Here is a 16497-nt window from a genome sequence, read left to right on the forward strand (position 1 = left end):
GTGAACTACAACGTACTGTATTCGTTGGCCTCGCTGCTGCCGTTTGAGATAGGCGGCGACGGCGAAAATGATTTTGTTCCGTCGAGTTCGCCATTGCGGGCTGTTATGAGCGCATGATGTTCAGGAACAGCCTCCGCATCCACCCCAAGCGACGACGGCCGCTCGATGCACATCCAACAGAATCGGTTGTGAAGGTTTGCTCAAGCGCCGATAATGAAGATTACGTCAAGCTGTACTCTGCGTATCTCATCGGATGAATCATTCAGACCCTCTCCCGCGGAATTGCGCGACAAGCGTTGGCGGCGCCTTGCGCCGCGGCGTTCGGGGGATTTATCCGACTCCAATCGATGTTCCCAGTCATGACTGGGCGGGCCGGGTCAGCGCGCCGAATGACAGAAAAAACGCCTCTGACCTGCGGATTTGCTGAGATGATGCATTTAATGAAACATTGATTCAGATTTTGGAGCAGGTTTAGGAGGCGGAATGGCAGTCGATGGATCCGGACGGGTGCACCTTCTGGGCTCCGTCCAGCTGCTTCATCCTGAAGAGCAGTCCTTCGATCAGATGCTCGATGGCTGGCGGAACCAGCAGCTGTCTCGCAACCTGAAGTTCGACACCATTGACCAGCGCATCCGGTATGTTCGCAGGTTCGTGGATCATGTGAATGAATTTCCGTGGCATTGGACGCCGGCCCATGTCGAGGAGTATTTCGGGGACCTGCGCTCGATCCGGCACGTGAGCCACTCGACGCTTCGGGCCCACCAGTCCGCGCTGCGTCACTTCACGTCCTACGTCGCCAATCCCGATTATGGCTGGGACAGGGTCTGCGAAGAGCGCTTTGGTACCCATCCGGCCCAGGTCTTTTATGAGTGGAACACCTCCACGCATGTGCAGGAATTCGAAGGCCGACCCTCCAAGCGTGCCTACACGAAGGAGGAACTCCAGAGGCTTTTTGACCACGCCGATGACGAGGTTCAAGTCATTGAGGCCTCGGGCAAGAAGGGTTGGCAGGCGGCCTACCGCGACGCCGTGATGCTCAAAATGGCTTACTCCTACGGTCTTCGGTTCAATGAGCTGCGGCACCTGCAGACCGTCGATTTCGCAACCAACCCGCACGCGCGCAAGTTCGGGAAATTCGGTGTTTGCAAGGTCCGGTTCGGCAAGTCCCGCAAGGCATCTCCACCCAAGCCCCGCAGCGTCCTGACGGTCTTCGATTGGACCGCCGGCGTCCTTGAGGATTGGCTCGCCAACGGCCGAGGGACCCGTCACACCCTCGATCTCTTCCCCAGCGAACGCGGCGGCCTGATCGTCGAGTCCACCCTGCTGCGGCGGCTCCGGCGGTATCTGGACGAGCTGGGGATGCCTGCGGACGGGTTGGATCTGCATTCCCTGCGGCGCTCTTATGCCACGCACCTGTTGGAGGCCGGATGGGATCCTAGATTCGTGCAATATCAAATGGGCCACGAGTACGCCTCGACCACAGGCATCTACCAATTTGTCAGCGACGACTTCCGCAGCACCACGCTGCGGGCGTCCCTGGACCGCACGATGGACCAGGCACTCGGCAAACAATCGGGAGGTCAGCGATGAAGCGCGAGGTCGAATACACGTGGCGGCTGTCCGAGCTGATGGCAGCACGCGGTCTTCACAACACCACCGATCTCATCCCCCTGCTCGCCGAGCGCGGAATCATCCTGTCCCGGCCCCAGGTCTACCGCATCGTCAACCAGAAGCCCGAGCGGGTCGCTCTGCAGGTCATCGCTGCGATCTGCGACATCTTCTCCTGCGGCCCCGAAGACCTCATCACCGTCACCGCCGCCGACGTCCGGGCACGCAAGACCGGAACCGGCAACTCCCCCAACGTCGTGGACCTGAACCGCACCGTCCGCCCGCGCCGGGCCCGCATCATCGACGATGACCACTGAACTCCCGGAAGGACTCATCCCGCGCAACACCGTCCGCGGCCGGCCCCGCACAACCGGAACCGTCCAGTGCGCCCGCTGCGGCCGCAACGCCGGCAAGACCCGGGCGAGCTGGCCGGAAGGCAAGATCTGCGGTCCCTGCTTCACCGTTGCGACCCGCACCCACGGCACCTGCCCCGACTGCGGCCACCACAGGCTACTCCCCGGCCCACCCGCACAGGATGGAGGACCACGGTGCGCCCCCTGCGCCGGTATCCTCCACAACTTCCACTGCGCCCGCTGCAACCACGAAGGTGAGTTCTACCGCCGCGGCATCTGCGCCCGCTGCGCACTCAGGGACGACCTCACCGCCCTGCTGCTCACGAATCCGGCCAATCCGACAACCGCAAACCGCCTGGTCGATATCCTCTGCCAAGCTGATCGACCGGAAAGCATTATCACCTGGAAACGCTCCGCCAAGGTCCAGACGCTCCTGACCTCCATCTCGAGCGGACAGACTCCCCTGAGCCACGAAGGCCTCGACAGTCACCGCGATACGGCGGGACGGGCAGCCGACCACCTCCGGGCCCTACTCGTCCATCACGGGCTCTTCCCCTACCAGGACCCCTATCTGAGCCGCTTCGAAGCCTGGATCGACGTCAAGCTGCGCCCCATGCCGGCCGAAGTTGCCAAACCCGTCGAGCACTTCGCCAAATGGCACCACCTCCGACGCATCCGTGCCATGGCAACCCCAGACACTACGGCCCAGGGGCCGGTGCACTCCGCCAAACAGGAGATCACCGAAACCATCAAGTTCCTCGACTGGCTCTGGCAGACCCATCACCGCACCGCCGCCACCTGCACCCAGCAGGACGTGGACACCTGGCTCACGACCGGGCCGACCACCAGAAAGGCCATCCGGACCTTCTTCATCTTCGCGAAAAAGACCGGCACGAACATGCGAGTCGAGATTGGGCACTACGCCGCTAAAGGCCGGCCTGCCATCCCGCAGGAACAACGCCTTGCCTGGCTAAAGGAACTGCTCACCGGCACCAGCGAGTCCCTGCCCTACAGAGTCGCAGGGACACTGCTCCTCCTCTATGCCCAACCCCTGGTCCGGGTGGCCTCGCTCCGCACCGACGCCATCAGCATCAACGACACCACCGGCGCGATCAGGATCTGTCTTGGCACACACCCCGTTCCGGTCCCGCAGCCTTTCGCGGAACTCCTCAAGCAGCACCTCCGGAACCGCCCCAACCTCCGAACAGCATCAGACGGGGACAGCCAATGGCTATTCCCTGGTACTCGGGCAGGTCAACACCTCCACCCAAACACCATTATGGACAGACTCCGTGGCCTCGGGCTGGACCTGCTCGGCGCACGGAACGCGGCCCTGGACGAGCACCTCTCAGTCACCCCGCCACCACTGGTCGCCGACGCACTCGGATACAGCTACCAGGTCGCCTTCCTCCACGCAGATGCCGCAGAAGAAGCTTGGACGCGTTATGCCAGTGAGCGCACGTGAATAAGGGGCCATTACGCGAGCTCGTGCGAGACTTCCAAGCATGGTAACTGCCGCTTTCTACTTTGCGACCCTTGAGGACCAAGCGACGCTACTCGACTACCTGGGAGAACCGGACAAAGTCACATTGCATCCGTGGCCGGTTGTTCGAACTCCCCTGGATGTCCTCAACCGCGACGCAGCCCTGGCGGGCCCGCAGATTTTCGTGGTCAATCGGGACCTCGGCCCACCGGTGTCTATTCGTTTGGGTGACGGCGCGATGGATGGACCGACGAGGGCGGGCCTCTTCAACCGGCTCAATTGGGACCGGTTGCGCCCTTCCCTCGACAAGGCTCTGGTGGACTCGAACGCGTCCCCGGTGCTCTTCTGGGAGCCCGCCGAAATCTCCAAAGAAGTGTTAGGCGTGAGCATGCTCGGGTCACAAGCCGATTCGATGGCCGCCATATCGGTGGATTATGAACGCTGGGTCAACCGGACGATCGGCTGGATACGGCGCAAGGGGACGAAAGTGTGGGGCCTTGAGCGTGGGGCCGTTCGGCCGGACCTCGACATCCAGCTCGGCTTCCTCAACAGTGTTTATGCACTTCCTGGAGCTCTCCGAACACTCGAGCAAGGCGCGGTCGGCCGCTAAAGAATCGCTGGAAAATCCCTAATGTGCGCCTGTTCCGAAACGAATACGCACAAACCTGATACGCAGGGGTGCCAGTAGAGGCCAAGAGGGGTCTCCGATCGGGCCTTCTTGCCGCCCCGGGCGGGCCCCTCCCACGTCCCCGGCCGCGGCCAAAAATTCCACACCGGCAGGTATGTTGCCTGGATCACATTTGATCTATGGTTGTCCGGGGCGCCACAGCGTCGTGGCACCCAACTTAGAGCGGAGAAATATTCGTGACAAAAGACAAACTTCGGGTGCTGGTCCGCGTGGACCTCGACTGCGCCACAGCCCAGGTTGCCGCCCAGGGCCACGTGACCTCCCAAAGCGTCCACGGCCTCTATGCCGTCATGAAGCGCGCCAACTCACTCACTGCCGGCATGACCCTGGAACTCGACATGACCCGCGCCCTCATCGAGCCCGACGCCTTGGAAGAACTCCGGGCCTGCTCACGCTCGCACCATCTGCCTGCCCTCGTCGATCCGCTCCAGTCCGACTACAGGCTCAGCATCCTCGCCCCCGACAACGCGGCGCCCCTGGCAGCAATGGCTGCACAGGCAGCCTGACCCGCAAAGCAATCTCAGGGGAGATAGATCCACTGACGACGAGTCGCCGCTCGAGTCGGCGAAGCGGCCCGTAATGCAGCCTCTCCCCCGCGCTTTTGTGGGGATTCCGCACACACCGCTAGTGGAGAGCACGTCACGCTGATCTGCTGTCGGACTGCGTCCTGAGGAATGGATGCCCTAGCCTTCGCACTCGATGCAGTACGAGCGGCCGTTGCTTTCGCGTGCGAGCTGGGACCTGTGCCGGACGAGGAAACAGGAATAGCAGGTGAACTCGTCCGCGGCCTGGGGAATGACCTGAACGATGAGCTCCTCGGCGACGATCTCTCCCCCGGGAGTCAGACCCTCATCGAGTGCATCCGCTTCGTCCAGTTCAGTGACGACGCTGCGGGCATCCGGAGCATTCGCAGACTGCAATACCTCCAGGGAACGGTCCTGGGTTTCCTTGACATCGGAACGGACTTCGTCATAATCGGTTGCCACTTTAGGTGATTCTCAGCTCTAACGTTTCTACGATGTTCTTTCTGACGAGAAAGCAACGTACACCAAAGCGCCGGTGTTCCCATGTCAAAGAACCGGAGGACGTCAGGGCCGCGCCATAAAGCGGACCACGCCGGTGCATACCCGCGTCACCCAATGCCGGAGCGATATGCCGCGGCCCAGATCGAGGCTCCCCCACGGGCGCCGACTGCCGATAGTCGACGTTTCGTCAACCTGAATTCTTAAACAGAAGGGTCGACGGCGGCAAGGTGAGTGCCGCCGTCGACCCTTCCTGGGAACTGCCGGCTTTCGGCTGATGGGGAGCAGCGGCATTAGGTGGCTTTGGACTCCACCATCTGCTCTTCGGCTGATGCTTCCTGCAGGGCGGAGCCCGACGACGGATGTGCTGCGACGGCCGCGGCGTGCTCGGCGAGCACCCCCGTTTGATGGCGGATCTTCAGGCGGTACAGCAGGGCACCGCCTGCCGTGACGGCGGCAACGAACAGCACCCCGCCCCACTGCAGGTACCACTCGAACGGCGGCACCGAGTTGTAGATCTCCGAGCGCGGCCAGACCAGGTTCACCGTCATGGCGCCGCCCCACAGGACAGCGAGGATATTCACCGGAAGCCCCCATCTGCCCATGCTGAATCCGGCGTCGGAATCATCACCCGGCCACCTCCCCAGGAGCCGGTTGCGCAGCATGGGTGCGGTGACCAGGAGATAGGACAGATAAATCAGCACGATGCTGATGCTGGACAGAATCGTGAAAATCGCCGGCTGCATGACGTTGATGAGCAGTGGCATGACGGCCAGGACGCCGATGACGATGGCCGCAACAGTGGGGGTTCTGCGGACCGGATCAACTTTGCTGAGCTGCCGGCTGAACGGCAGGTTGTTGTCCCGGGCCATGGCGAACATCATCCGGATGGCGGCCGCGTGGACGGACAGGGTGCAGACCACCACGGCCACCACGATGCAGACGAGGAAGGCCTTGCCGAAGGGTCCGCCCAGGACGGAAAGCACGATGTGCTGCAGGCCGCCGTCGGCAGAGCCCACTTTGGGATCGGTGAGGTCCGGCGCGGCCAGGATGCCAAAAAGCAGGATCAGGCCACCGAGCAGGAACGAGGCCGTGACGGCTCGCAGGATGGCCTTGGGCGCGGTGCGTTTGGGGTCCTTTGTTTCCTCCCCGAGGGAGCTGGCAGTGTCAAAGCCGTACATGACATAGCCGGAAGCCATGGCACCGATCAGGAAGACGCCGAAGAAGCCCAGGTCATGGCCTTCCCCGAAACCGGCGGTGTCGAAGAAGACCTCAGGCCCGCGCACCACGTGCCAGCCCAGTGCGAGGATCAGCAGGACGGCTGCGACCAGCTCCACGAAAACGCCGACGCTGTTGATCCTGGTCATGAGCTTCACGCCGAACGCGTTGATGAGGGTGGAGATGGTGATCATGATGGTGGCCAGCACAACGCCGTTCATGGCGAAGTCATACGGGCCGGTGCCGTCACCGACGAACTGGAAGCCGGACCAGAGCTGCGGCAGGGTGAGCTGCAGCGCCAGTGCCACTGCCCCCAGCGCCATGATGGAGGACAGCAGCAGCAGCCAGCCGGCCAGCCATGCCGAGGTTCCGGACGCCAGCCGTTTGGCCCAGTTGTAGACCGATCCCGCAACGGGGTAGCGGCCGGCCAGCTCGGCAAAACACAGCGCCACCATCAGCTGGCCGGCGAAGACAATCGGCCAGGACCAGGCGTATGCCGGGCCGGCCATGGAAAAACCGAAATAGAACAGTTGAAAAACGCCGGTGAGGATGGAGATGTAGCTGACGCCTGCGGCGAAACTGGCAAACTTGCCGATGCTCCGGTCCAGGGTCTGGGTGTAGCCGAATTCGTCCATGCCGCTTGAATCAATACTCTTGCTGGGTTCCATCATTTGGACTCCTCAATCAGAAAAGCACGATAGTGATGACCGGTCACCCTGTTGGCGCAGGGAAGGTCAATGGCCTGGCGCCACCCCGGTGGTGGCCGGCCGCTTCCGCCCGTAACTGTGCGCAGGCACTCAGGCGAACGATGCGCTGAGCTGCACCTCTTCCTCCGTCATGCTCCCGGACCGTCCTGCGCGGATCAGGTCGGCGCAGCGCTCGCCGATCATCATGACGGTGATGTTGGGGTTGACGGTGACGTGTTCAGGCATGACGGAGGCGTCGGCAACCCGGAGTCCGGTGACGCCCTTGACCCGCAGCTCGGGATCGAGCGGTGACATGTCGTCGTCGGCCGGGCCCATGCGGACGGTGCCGACGGGGTGGTACACGGTGTTGTGGGTCTTGCGGATGTAGTCCCGCAGTTCCTCGTCCGACTGTGCTTCGACGCCGGGCGAAAGCTCCCGGCCGGTCCATGCGGCCATGGCCGGCTGGGCGGCGATTTCGCGGGCCTTGCGGATGCCGGCCACCATGACCCGCATGTCGTGGCCCTCCGGATCCGTGAAGTAGCGCGGGTCCACCATGGGCTTGTCGCGGAAGTCGCGGCTGCGCAGCCGGACGGTGCCGCGGGAGCGGGCGTGCGTGACGTTCGGGGTGAGGCTGAAGCCGTTCTCCGTGGTGGGGTAGCCGTGCCGCAGCGTGTTCATGTCGAACGGGACGGAACCGTAGTGCATCATCAGGTCCGGGCGGTCCAGGCCGTCCTCGGTGGGGGTGAAGATGCCGATTTCCCACCATTGCGTCGAAGTTTGGACCATCGGCTGCCTGGCCTCGAACTGCACCACGCCCTCGGGGTGGTCCTGCAGGTGCTCGCCCACGCCGGGTGAGTCCACCAGCACCTCGATGCCATGCTGGGCCAGGTGCGCTGCTGGGCCGATGCCGGAGAGCATGAGCAGCTTGGGGGAGTCGATGGCGCCGGTGGACAGGATGACCTCACGGTGGGCGGAGAGCCGGTGGGTCCGGCCGAACGCCGAGTCCACCACGTCCACGCCTGTGCAGCGCTTGTCCGCGTCGAATACCAGTTGGCGGGCGCGGAGGCCGGTCAGCAGTGTGAAGTTTTCGCGCTCCACGATGGGGTGGATGTAGGACACCGAGCTGGAGGAACGGGTGCCGTCCGCGCGGCGGTTGATCTGGAAAAAGTCGGCGCCGTTGACCACAGTGGTTCCGGTGTTGAACTTTGCGCGGGGGATCCCGGCCTGTTCGCACGCGTCCAGGAGCGCGACACCGGCCGGATCCACCGGAGGCACGTTCATCAGGTGCACGGGGCCTGAGTCACCATGGTGCGGCGCGTCCGGGCCTGCGTCCTCGTTGGTCTCCAGCCGCCGGTAGAGCGGCCAGGCGGCGTCAGCGTTCCAGCCGGTGGCGCCGTACTTGGACTCCCACTCGTCCAGGTCTTCGCGCGGGGCCCAGAATGCGATGCAGGAGTTGTGGCTGGAGCAGCCGCCCATGACCTTCGCCCGGGCGTGGCGCATAAATGAGTTGCCGTTCTCCTGCGGTTCCACCGGGTAGTCCCAGTCATAGCCGGATTCCAGCAGCTCCATCCAGCGGTCCAGCTGCAGGATCTCGGGAAGGTTCCGGTCATCCGGGCCGGCCTCCACCAAGGCAACGGACACGTCCGGATCCTCGCTCAGCCGCGCGGCGACGGCGGCCCCCGCCGATCCGCCGCCGACGATGATGTAGTCCCAACCGCGCTCGCTGAGGTTTTCGATGTTGTCGGTATGCATCTAGCTCTCCTTCCCGTGGTCAGCGAACCAGCCGGTCACCTGGGGGCTGGTGTTCTGGTAGATGTGCTTGGCTTCCTGGTATTCCGCCAGGCCGGTCGGGCCGAGTTCGCGGCCGACGCCGGACTGGCCGAAGCCGCCCCACTCGGCCTGGGGCAGGTAGGGGTGGTAGTCGTTGATCCAAACCGTCCCGTGCCGCAGCCGGGAAGCCACGCGCTGCGCCTTGCCGGCGTCCTGAGTCCAGACCGCGCCGGCCAGCCCGTAGATGGTGTCGTTGGCCGTGGCGACGGCCTCGTCCTCGGTGCGGAAGGTCTCGACGGTCACCACGGGGCCGAACGCTTCATCCACGACGACGGACATCCCGCGCTGCACGCGGTCCAGGACCGTGGGCTGGTAGTAGAAACCGGCGTCGTACTGCTGCCCTTCAGGGGCCGCGCCGCCACACCGCAGCCGCGCTCCCTCCTGCATGCCGCGCTGGACGTAGGCATCAACCTTGTCCCGGTGGGCCCCGGAGATCAGCGGCCCGGTTTCGGCGTCGTCGTCAAACGGCCCTCCGAGTCGGATTTCCCGCGCACGGCGGACCAGCTCATCGACGAAGCGCTCGGCGATTGATTCTTCCACCACCAGCCGCGCCCCGGCGGAGCAGACCTGCCCTGAGTGGACGAATGCCCCGTTCAGGGCATTGTCGACGGCGGCGTCGAAGTCCGCGTCGGCAAACACCACGTTGGGGTTCTTGCCACCCAGTTCCAGCGCCACCTTTTTCACGGTGCCGGCGGCGGCCGCAGCGATACGCTTGCCGGTTTCCAGTCCGCCGGTGAAGGAAACCAGGTCGACGGCGGGGTGTTCGGAGAGCGGTGCCCCCGCCTCCGCACCGGGTCCCGTCACGAGGTTGGCGACGCCGTCCGGCAGGCCGAGGTCCTGCAGCAGCTGCATGGCGAGGATGGCGGTGGAGGGAGTCAGCTCCGAGGGCTTAAGGACGAAGGTGCAGCCGGCGGCCAGAGCGGGTGCGATCTTCCAGGCGGCCTGGAGCAGGGGGTAGTTCCACGGTGTGATCAGGCCGCAGACGCCCACGGGCTCGTAGACGATTTTGCTGACGACGGCGGGGTCCCCGGCGTCGACCATGCGGCCCGCCTGCTGCCCGGCCAGCCGTCCGAAATATTCGAAGCAGGCGGCGATGTCGTCCATGTCGATGCGGCTTTCGGCGATCCGCTTCCCGGTGTCCAGGGATTCGGCGCGGGCGAACTTTTCCCGGCGTTGGCGCAGTTCGGCGGCGACCTTGAGCAGGAAAGTGCCGCGCTCGGGTGCCGGTACCGAAGCCCAGACGCCGGAGTCGAAGGCCGCCCGGGCTGCAGCGATGGCCCGTCCGGCATCTTCCCGGCCGGCCTCTGACACTGTGTCGGCCAGCTCGCCGTCGGCCGGGTTGTGGATGTGGCGCACCGCGCCGGAGGCGGCCGGCTCCCACGAGCCGTTGATGAACAGGGTGGATGCTGTCACGTCATGAGACGTTGTGGCGTAAGTCATACGGAGGACAATAACGCACGTTGAACGAGTGTTCAATACTTTCTTGAACACTCGTTCAAGTGTGACGGGCGCTACTGCACCGCCGCGCGGGGCGTGATTTAGAGTTCCCTGAGTGCTGCGTCCCCGCTGGTACTCCTGCGGCTCGGGGCGAAGGCGATCTCCTCCGTGCGGGCGATGCTGCGCTGGATGGAGGCGTTGTCCACGCCCAGAAGCGACGTCAGCCACATGCCGTTCTGTATGACGACGATGTCCGCTGCCCGCTCCCGGCATTCCTCCCAGGAGAGTTCGGGTTTGGCGTTGGATACGAGTGCGGCAACGCCGTCGAGGTACCGGTCGAAGGCCGCAGCGTTGATCTCGGCATAGCCTTCGTCGGCCTGGGCGAGGGCCCACAGGTGCAGGCGCAGGGACAGGTACCGGGTGGTCAGCAGCTCGGCGCCGGCAACCCGCCGCAGGGCCTTGCGGAGCTGTTCGTCCGGCGTCAACGATGGGTCCTGGGCCACCAGTTGGAGGTCCTGCTCGTCCACCCGGTGCAGGGCTGCCCGGATCAGGCTCGTTTTGTCGTCGTAGTAGTAGTTCACCAGGCCCAGTGCGACGCCGGCTTCGCGCGCCACGGCACGCATGCTCACGCCTGAGATGCCGTGGCGCGACAGCAGATCGAGCGCAGCCTCGAGAATGCGCGACTGCCTGTCGATCTGTTCGCCGGAGTTCACGGTATTTGTCCCCATCTGGCCAGACTATTGCCAAACCCGCCGTTAGTGCACTTTCCGGAACAGGCGGACGACATCGTCAACCACCTCGACCCGGAACTCCAGGAACGCGGCATCAACCCCACGGAGCACTCGATGTTAAGGGACCGGTGCCACCATAAACACATCCACGGGGTCCTGGTGTTCCAGTACGAAACCATGGCGCTCATACAGACGCCGAGCGGCACTCCCCTGGAGGACGTTCAGGCGGAAGGGCCGGTGGTCCCGGGACCGGTCCATGGCCTGCCGGAGCACGGCACTGCCGAGGCCCTTTCCCTGATGCTCCGGGGCCAGGTAAAAGTGTTCGATCCACTGCGCGTCGGGCTCCGGGCGGACAGCGATCACGCCCGCATTCTGCCCCGCCACCTCGACGACGAAGGTGTGCTCCGGCTGGAACCCATTGAGGAAGCGCTCGCGCACGCGAACCGGGTCAAAGCGGCCCAGCCGGTCAAGGTCCGGACGCATCACGACGGCGCGGAGCTCGGCGATCCACGGGCCGTCAGTATCGAGGCTGGGGCGGAGCTGATACGAGTAGGGCATTCCACTATTCAACGGGGCGGGTCAGAGCGTCGCAAATTTTCGTGGCGCCGGACATTGCGGACACGAAAGAATCCCCGCCGGAAGATATCCGGCGGGGATTCTTGTCAGCGGCGGACCTACTTCTTGGGCAGGCCGGGCGGGTTCAGTTCGGAGGTCTTGATGGCCTCCGAGGACAGGCCCCACCGGTCCAGGATCTCGGCGTAGCTGCCGTCGTTTATGAGAGTGTTCAGGGCAGCCTGGGCAGCCTGGGCAGCCTGGGCAGCAACGGCCAGGCCGTTGCCCTTCTGTGTGGTGAAGGCGATTTCGGCGGTCAGCGGCCAGGCGCCGTTGAGCGTGCCCACTTCCTTGGTCTTGCCGTCCTTCGCGGCCTTGTAGGCCGCCCCGGCGTTGGGCCCGAACGTCAGGTCCGCACGGCCGGACTGGAGTGCCAGCGTGGAGGCGGAGTCGTCGTCGTAATACTGGAACTCAACCGGCGCGAGCCCCTTGGTCTTGTTCTCTTCGTCCCAGCGCACCAGGATCGCTTCCTGGTTGGTGCCCGAGCCGACAATGATGCGCTTGCCGGCGACGTCCTTGGCTTCCTTGATGTCGCCGATGGTGGAATCGGTCTTGGCGTAGAAGCCCAGGAGGTCGTTGCGGTAGCTGGCGAAGTCGAACTTCTCCTTGCGCGCCTCGGTGACGGTGACGTTGGAAAGGACTGCCTCGTACTTGCCGGATTCAACGCCCAGCGGCCAGTCGGCCCAGGCCACGGGAAGCACCTCCACCGTCAGTCCCAGCGTCTCGCCGACCGCATAGGCGATGTCCACCTCGCTGCCGATAGGCGTCTTGTTGTCGGTAGCGAAGAGACTCAGCGGGGCCGTGCCGCCGGTGCTCACCACAGTGAGCTTGCCGTCCGCCCTGATGGCGTCCGGGACCAATGCGGCGGCCTCGGCGTCCACCGTCACCTTGACGCGGTTCTGCTCCGGGGCCAGGTTGAACGTCTTGCCTGCTGCGGGCACTGTGGATCCCGACGACGGTGCTGACGCCGCCGTCGCGCCCGGGTCCGAGCAGGCTGCCAGCGCCAGCAGTGTGGTGATTGCGACTGCTGCGCCGGCAACCTGCCTTGCCCTGAATTTCGCCATGATTACCCCTCAAATTTGCTGAATTGCCGAACGGAACGGTGTTCTAGGCAGCAACTATCCGGCAGCCCCGGACCGGTAATCAAAGCTGCCGAAACCCAGAGATACAAGGCGTAACGGCCGTTAACCGTGCGACCGCGGCGGTCACATTTGGCGGCTTACGGAGTACTCAGCGTGTGTTTTGGCGGTTCTTCCCGGGCAAACCAAGTAGCGGGCCATGCGGGCTCCGGGAAAACGAGTACCCGGGAGGGAAAGACGGGTGGGGACTACGCGTGTGCGCGACGGGGGCGGTCCCTACGGTTGGACTACAGTGCGTCTAGGGCTGGCCGCACTGCTATGAGGGAGGGCATTCCATGAACCGTTCAGTGGCAAATCGAAACGCGGGGTCGGGGAATAAATTACTCCGGCGTGCGGGGTTCAGGGCGGCGGCCGCGATAACCGCCGGGAGCCTCCTCCTCGCGAGTGCGGGCGTGGTTTACGCGGACCAGATCCACAACACTATCGACGCAGGTATTGATACCGAGGCGGAGGTCATGGCTTTGAACGTGGGTGGGGCGAAGGGTGCCACTTCGCTGGCTCTTTTCGAGACAGGCGGCGACGGAAAGAACGGATGCAACCTTACGGGACAGAACACGCTTAAGCTCAGCCTTGCCTCCAGTAACCCAGGGGTGGCTACTGTGTCACCCTCAGAAACTACGTTCGATTCCTGCGGATTCACTCAGCCGCTGACAATCACGCCACTTGCTGCTGGATCGGCCAACGTCACTGTCCGTATCATCAGCAACTCAACTACGTACCTGTTCGACGTCCTTCCCGCAGCATTCCGCGTCGATGTCGCTGCCCCCGCACCGTCAAATGCTGCGCCAGTCCTGACGTTCAGCGGTGTTGAGAACGGTGGCTCATACTTCAAAGGCTCCGTTCCCGACGCTGTGTGTGTGGTTGACGACGCCGAAGACGGCCACGAGACGTTCCCTGCCGAAGTCAGCCCCATCACGGGCGATGATTCCGCGAGTGGAGTGGGATCGCAGAAGGCGACCTGCGAGCACACGGACAATGGCGGCATCTACGTGAAGAGTTCGGTGACCTACAACATCGTGGACGCCTCGGCCCCGGTGATCAGCTATACCCTCAGCCCCGCCGCGGCGGACGGCCTCGCAGGCTGGTACCGCAACTCTGTGCAGCTGACCTGGACCGTCACCGAACCCGACTCACCCAGCACGCTTCAGCTCCAGGGCTGCGAGGACCAGACCGTGGCGCTGGACCAGCTGCCCAACGAGTACTCCTGCTCCGCCACCAGTGGCGGTGGCACTGCCGGTTCGGTCAGTGTGTCCATCAAGAAGGATGGAACCGCCCCCACCGTCAGCTACGCCGATGCAGCCGGCACGCTGGGCAACAATGACTGGTACCTCTCGGATGTCGTGGCCCGGTTCACCGCCACGGATGAGACGTCAGGCCCGGCCTCGGCCACCCAGACGGTGACGTCCAGCGGCGAAGGCGCTGCCATTTCCGTCCAGAGCCCCGAATTCGCGGACGTAGCGGGCAACACCACCGCCGCCGGTGCTGTTTCCCAGACCTTCAAGATCGACAAGACGGCACCGGAGGTTTCTTACACCTCGGCTGCGGGAACTGAAGGCACGGAGGGCTGGTACCGGAGCAACGTGGTTGCCACGTTCACCGGCGCCGATGAAACGTCCGGTCCGGCTTCTGCAACGAAGACCGCAACCTCGGACGGCGAAGGAACGGCTGTTGTTGTCGAAAGCCCCGCGTTTGAAGACGTCGCCGGCAATGTCACGCCAGCCGGTGCGGCTTCGGCCAGCTTCAAGGTCGACAAGACCGCTCCGGAAGTTGGCTTCAGCTCCACCCTGGGCGACAGCTACTTCGGGTCAACCCCCGCCGCCCCCGGCTGCACAGCCTCGGACTCCTTGTCCGGACTCGCCGCCGACTGCACCGTCAGCGGCTACAACGCCGGGGTGGGCACGCACACGCTGACCGCCACGGCCACGGACAAGGCGGGCAACACCAGCACCTTCACCCAGAATTACACGGTGAAGGCCTGGACCCTCAAGGGCTTCTATCAGCCCGTCGACATGAACGGGGTGCTGAACACCGTCAAGGGCGGCAGCACGGTGCCGGCAAAGTTCGAAGTGTTCGCCGGTGCCTCCGAGATCACCGACCCCAGCAAGATGGCCTTCTCGATGGCCAGGATCACCTGCTCACTGGCTGTCCTGATCGATGACATCGAAACAACCACAACTGGAAGCACGTCGCTTCGGTACGACGCCACGGGCGGGCAGTTCATCTACAACTGGAAGACTCCCACCGGTGCCGGCACCTGCTACCAGCTCACCATGACGGCGGCCGATGGCAGCACCATCAGTGCCAACTTCAAGCTGAAGTAGGGGACGCAACCCAGCAAACAGCAGGGCCCGGGCCGCGAGGCCGGGCCCTGCTGTTTGCCCACCCGGCCTGCGCACTCGCCGGCCTGCCGCCCTGCACAACGGTGTGGGCCACCCCACCGCAGCCCGCAGAAATAACCCGGGCACCGCCGTCGTTGTCCACAGTGTGCCCGCCGCGACCCGGCCGGCCACCCTACGCAACGCATTGAAAGGCCGGCACCGACGTGACGCTTCCCCTCTCCATCCTTGACCTGGCAACCATTGGCAAAGGCCAGACGGCGGCGGAGAGTTTCGCCGGCAGCGTGGCCATGGCACAGCGGGCGGAGGAGCTGGGCTACCGGCGGATCTGGTACGCCGAGCACCACAACATGTCCGCCATCGCGTCGTCGGCCACCAGCGTGCTGATCGCCCACGTGGCCGCCCACACCAAGACCATCAGGCTCGGCGCCGGCGGCGTCATGCTGCCCAACCACTCGCCGCTGACCATCGCCGAGCAGTTCGGCACCCTGGAAACGCTGCACCCGGGCCGGATCGACCTTGGCCTGGGCCGCGCCCCCGGCAGCGACCAGAACACCATGCGCGCGCTGCGCCGGGACCCCATGTCCGCCGACACTTTCCCGCAGGACGTCCTGGAGCTGCAGGGCTACCTCACCGGTCCCACGCGGATCCAGGGCGTGGAGGCCACGCCCGGTAAGGGCACCAACGTCCCGCTGTACGTCCTCGGATCGTCGCTGTTCGGCGCCCGCCTCGCCGCCCAGCTGGGCCTGCCGTACGCCTTCGCCTCGCACTTCGCCCCCAACGCCCTGCAGGAGGCCGTGGCGCTCTACCGCAGCGAATTCAAGCCGTCGGCCCAGCTCGATGCCCCGCACGTGATCGCCGGCGTCAACGTGATCGCCGCCGATACGGCTGCCGAAGCGCAGGCGGCTTTCCGGGCCACCCTGCGCGCCCGCGTCGGTCTGTTCTTCGGCGGCGGGCGCGAGTTCACCGACGACGAAGCGGACATGATCCTGGACTCCCCGCAGGGCCAGCACGTCTCGCAGATGATGACGTACTCGGCCATCGGCACCCCGGACGTTGTGAACGACTACCTCGAGGAGTTCGCCAAGCACTCCGACGCCGACGAGCTCATCGTGGCGCACCAGAACACCGGCACCGAGGCCAGAATCCGCTCCGTGGAGCTGCTGGCGGAGGTTGCCGGGCTGGCCCGGGTCTAGGTCCGGCAAAGGTTCAGACCAGCGCCACAGCAAGCGGGGACGCGCCCATCAATGTGGCGGCGGGCCCTTGACATCCCTCAACTGAACCGGTTTAGTAGAGTCTACTGAACCGGTTCAGTGGCGTGAGTCACGGGACCCGAAACCTGAAGGGCCCCACA

Annotated in this window: 14 protein-coding genes; 7 read left to right on the forward strand and 7 right to left on the reverse strand. The window is 64.6% G+C overall.

What is annotated here, in order from left to right; genetic code table 11:
- Positions 1–483: 483 nt before the first annotated feature.
- From AU252_RS11475 to AU252_RS11495, 5 genes are all read left to right on the forward strand, one after another.
- Positions 484–1590, forward strand: coding sequence for a tyrosine-type recombinase/integrase (locus tag AU252_RS11475; RefSeq protein WP_058930821.1), 1107 nt, complete (start codon positions 484–486; stop codon positions 1588–1590).
- Positions 1587–1925: a helix-turn-helix domain-containing protein gene (locus AU252_RS11480; RefSeq protein ID WP_058930822.1), complete on the forward strand. Its 339-nt coding sequence runs from the start codon at positions 1587–1589 to the stop codon at positions 1923–1925. Before AU252_RS11475 ends, AU252_RS11480 begins: the two co-directional genes overlap by 4 nt.
- Positions 1915–3426: a recombinase XerD gene (locus AU252_RS11485; protein WP_205630561.1), complete on the forward strand. Its 1512-nt coding sequence runs from the start codon at positions 1915–1917 to the stop codon at positions 3424–3426. The genes AU252_RS11480 and AU252_RS11485 overlap by 11 nt, the downstream gene beginning before the upstream one ends.
- Before the next feature lie 40 nt (positions 3427–3466).
- Positions 3467–4054 (forward strand): hypothetical protein, encoded by a 588-nt coding sequence (locus AU252_RS11490; protein ID WP_058930823.1) that lies wholly within the window; start codon positions 3467–3469, stop codon positions 4052–4054.
- Positions 4055–4308: 254 nt separating this feature from the next.
- Positions 4309–4638 (forward strand): hypothetical protein, encoded by a 330-nt coding sequence (locus AU252_RS11495; protein ID WP_058930824.1) that lies wholly within the window; start codon positions 4309–4311, stop codon positions 4636–4638.
- A 177-nt stretch (positions 4639–4815) separates the two neighbouring features.
- On the opposite strand, the gene AU252_RS11500 is transcribed toward AU252_RS11495, so the two are convergent.
- The 7 genes from AU252_RS11500 to AU252_RS11530 all read right to left on the reverse strand — a co-directional run bounded on the left by AU252_RS11500 (position 4816) and on the right by AU252_RS11530 (position 12732).
- Positions 4816–5118 carry a DUF4193 domain-containing protein gene (locus tag AU252_RS11500; RefSeq protein WP_058930825.1) on the reverse strand — a complete coding sequence of 101 codons (303 nt, stop codon included), beginning with the start codon at positions 5116–5118 and terminating at the stop codon, positions 4816–4818.
- Positions 5119–5447: 329 nt separating this feature from the next.
- Positions 5448–7043, reverse strand: coding sequence for an APC family permease (locus AU252_RS11505; RefSeq protein WP_058930826.1), 1596 nt, complete (start codon positions 7041–7043; stop codon positions 5448–5450).
- Between the two features lie 126 nt (positions 7044–7169).
- Positions 7170–8810, reverse strand: coding sequence for a GMC family oxidoreductase (locus AU252_RS11510; RefSeq protein WP_058930827.1), 1641 nt, complete (start codon positions 8808–8810; stop codon positions 7170–7172).
- Positions 8811–10328: an aldehyde dehydrogenase family protein gene (locus AU252_RS11515; protein ID WP_058930828.1), complete on the reverse strand. Its 1518-nt coding sequence runs from the start codon at positions 10326–10328 to the stop codon at positions 8811–8813.
- Positions 10329–10426: 98 nt separating this feature from the next.
- Positions 10427–11053, reverse strand: coding sequence for a TetR/AcrR family transcriptional regulator (locus AU252_RS11520; RefSeq protein WP_058930829.1), 627 nt, complete (start codon positions 11051–11053; stop codon positions 10427–10429).
- 120 nt (positions 11054–11173) lie between these two features.
- Positions 11174–11614 carry a GNAT family N-acetyltransferase gene (locus AU252_RS11525; protein ID WP_058930830.1) on the reverse strand — a complete coding sequence of 147 codons (441 nt, stop codon included), beginning with the start codon at positions 11612–11614 and terminating at the stop codon, positions 11174–11176.
- A gap of 116 nt (positions 11615–11730) precedes the next feature.
- A complete protein-coding gene (locus AU252_RS11530; protein ID WP_058930831.1) occupies positions 11731–12732 on the reverse strand; it encodes an ABC transporter substrate-binding protein in 1002 nt (333 codons plus the stop codon).
- Between the two features lie 467 nt (positions 12733–13199).
- On the opposite strand from AU252_RS11530, the gene AU252_RS11535 reads away from it, so the two are divergent.
- Both AU252_RS11535 and AU252_RS11540 read left to right on the forward strand, forming a co-directional pair.
- Positions 13200–15128 carry a PxKF domain-containing protein gene (locus AU252_RS11535; RefSeq protein WP_058930832.1) on the forward strand — a complete coding sequence of 643 codons (1929 nt, stop codon included), beginning with the start codon at positions 13200–13202 and terminating at the stop codon, positions 15126–15128.
- 221 nt (positions 15129–15349) lie between these two features.
- A complete protein-coding gene (locus AU252_RS11540; protein WP_058930833.1) occupies positions 15350–16339 on the forward strand; it encodes an LLM class flavin-dependent oxidoreductase in 990 nt (329 codons plus the stop codon).
- Positions 16340–16497 lie beyond the last annotated feature (158 nt).

This window comes from Pseudarthrobacter sulfonivorans (genome assembly GCF_001484605.1).
Taxonomy (GTDB): Bacteria; Actinomycetota; Actinomycetes; order Actinomycetales; family Micrococcaceae; genus Arthrobacter; species Arthrobacter sulfonivorans_A.

Excerpts from the sequence above, each read along its gene's own strand:
- AU252_RS11475 (WP_058930821.1), top strand. The coding sequence starts at position 484 with ATGGCAGTCGATGGATCCGGACGGGTGCACCTTCTGGGCTCCGTCCAG.
- AU252_RS11480 (WP_058930822.1), top strand. The coding sequence starts at position 1,587 with ATGAAGCGCGAGGTCGAATACACGTGGCGGCTGTCCGAGCTGATGGCA.
- AU252_RS11485 (WP_205630561.1), top strand. The coding sequence starts at position 1,915 with ATGACCACTGAACTCCCGGAAGGACTCATCCCGCGCAACACCGTCCGC.
- AU252_RS11490 (WP_058930823.1), top strand. The coding sequence starts at position 3,467 with ATGGTAACTGCCGCTTTCTACTTTGCGACCCTTGAGGACCAAGCGACG.
- AU252_RS11505 (WP_058930826.1), bottom strand. The coding sequence starts at position 7,043 with ATGATGGAACCCAGCAAGAGTATTGATTCAAGCGGCATGGACGAATTC.
- AU252_RS11510 (WP_058930827.1), bottom strand. The coding sequence starts at position 8,810 with ATGCATACCGACAACATCGAAAACCTCAGCGAGCGCGGTTGGGACTAC.
- AU252_RS11515 (WP_058930828.1), bottom strand. The coding sequence starts at position 10,328 with ATGACTTACGCCACAACGTCTCATGACGTGACAGCATCCACCCTGTTC.
- AU252_RS11520 (WP_058930829.1), bottom strand. The coding sequence starts at position 11,053 with ATGGGGACAAATACCGTGAACTCCGGCGAACAGATCGACAGGCAGTCG.
- AU252_RS11525 (WP_058930830.1), bottom strand. The coding sequence starts at position 11,614 with ATGCCCTACTCGTATCAGCTCCGCCCCAGCCTCGATACTGACGGCCCG.
- AU252_RS11530 (WP_058930831.1), bottom strand. The coding sequence starts at position 12,732 with ATGGCGAAATTCAGGGCAAGGCAGGTTGCCGGCGCAGCAGTCGCAATC.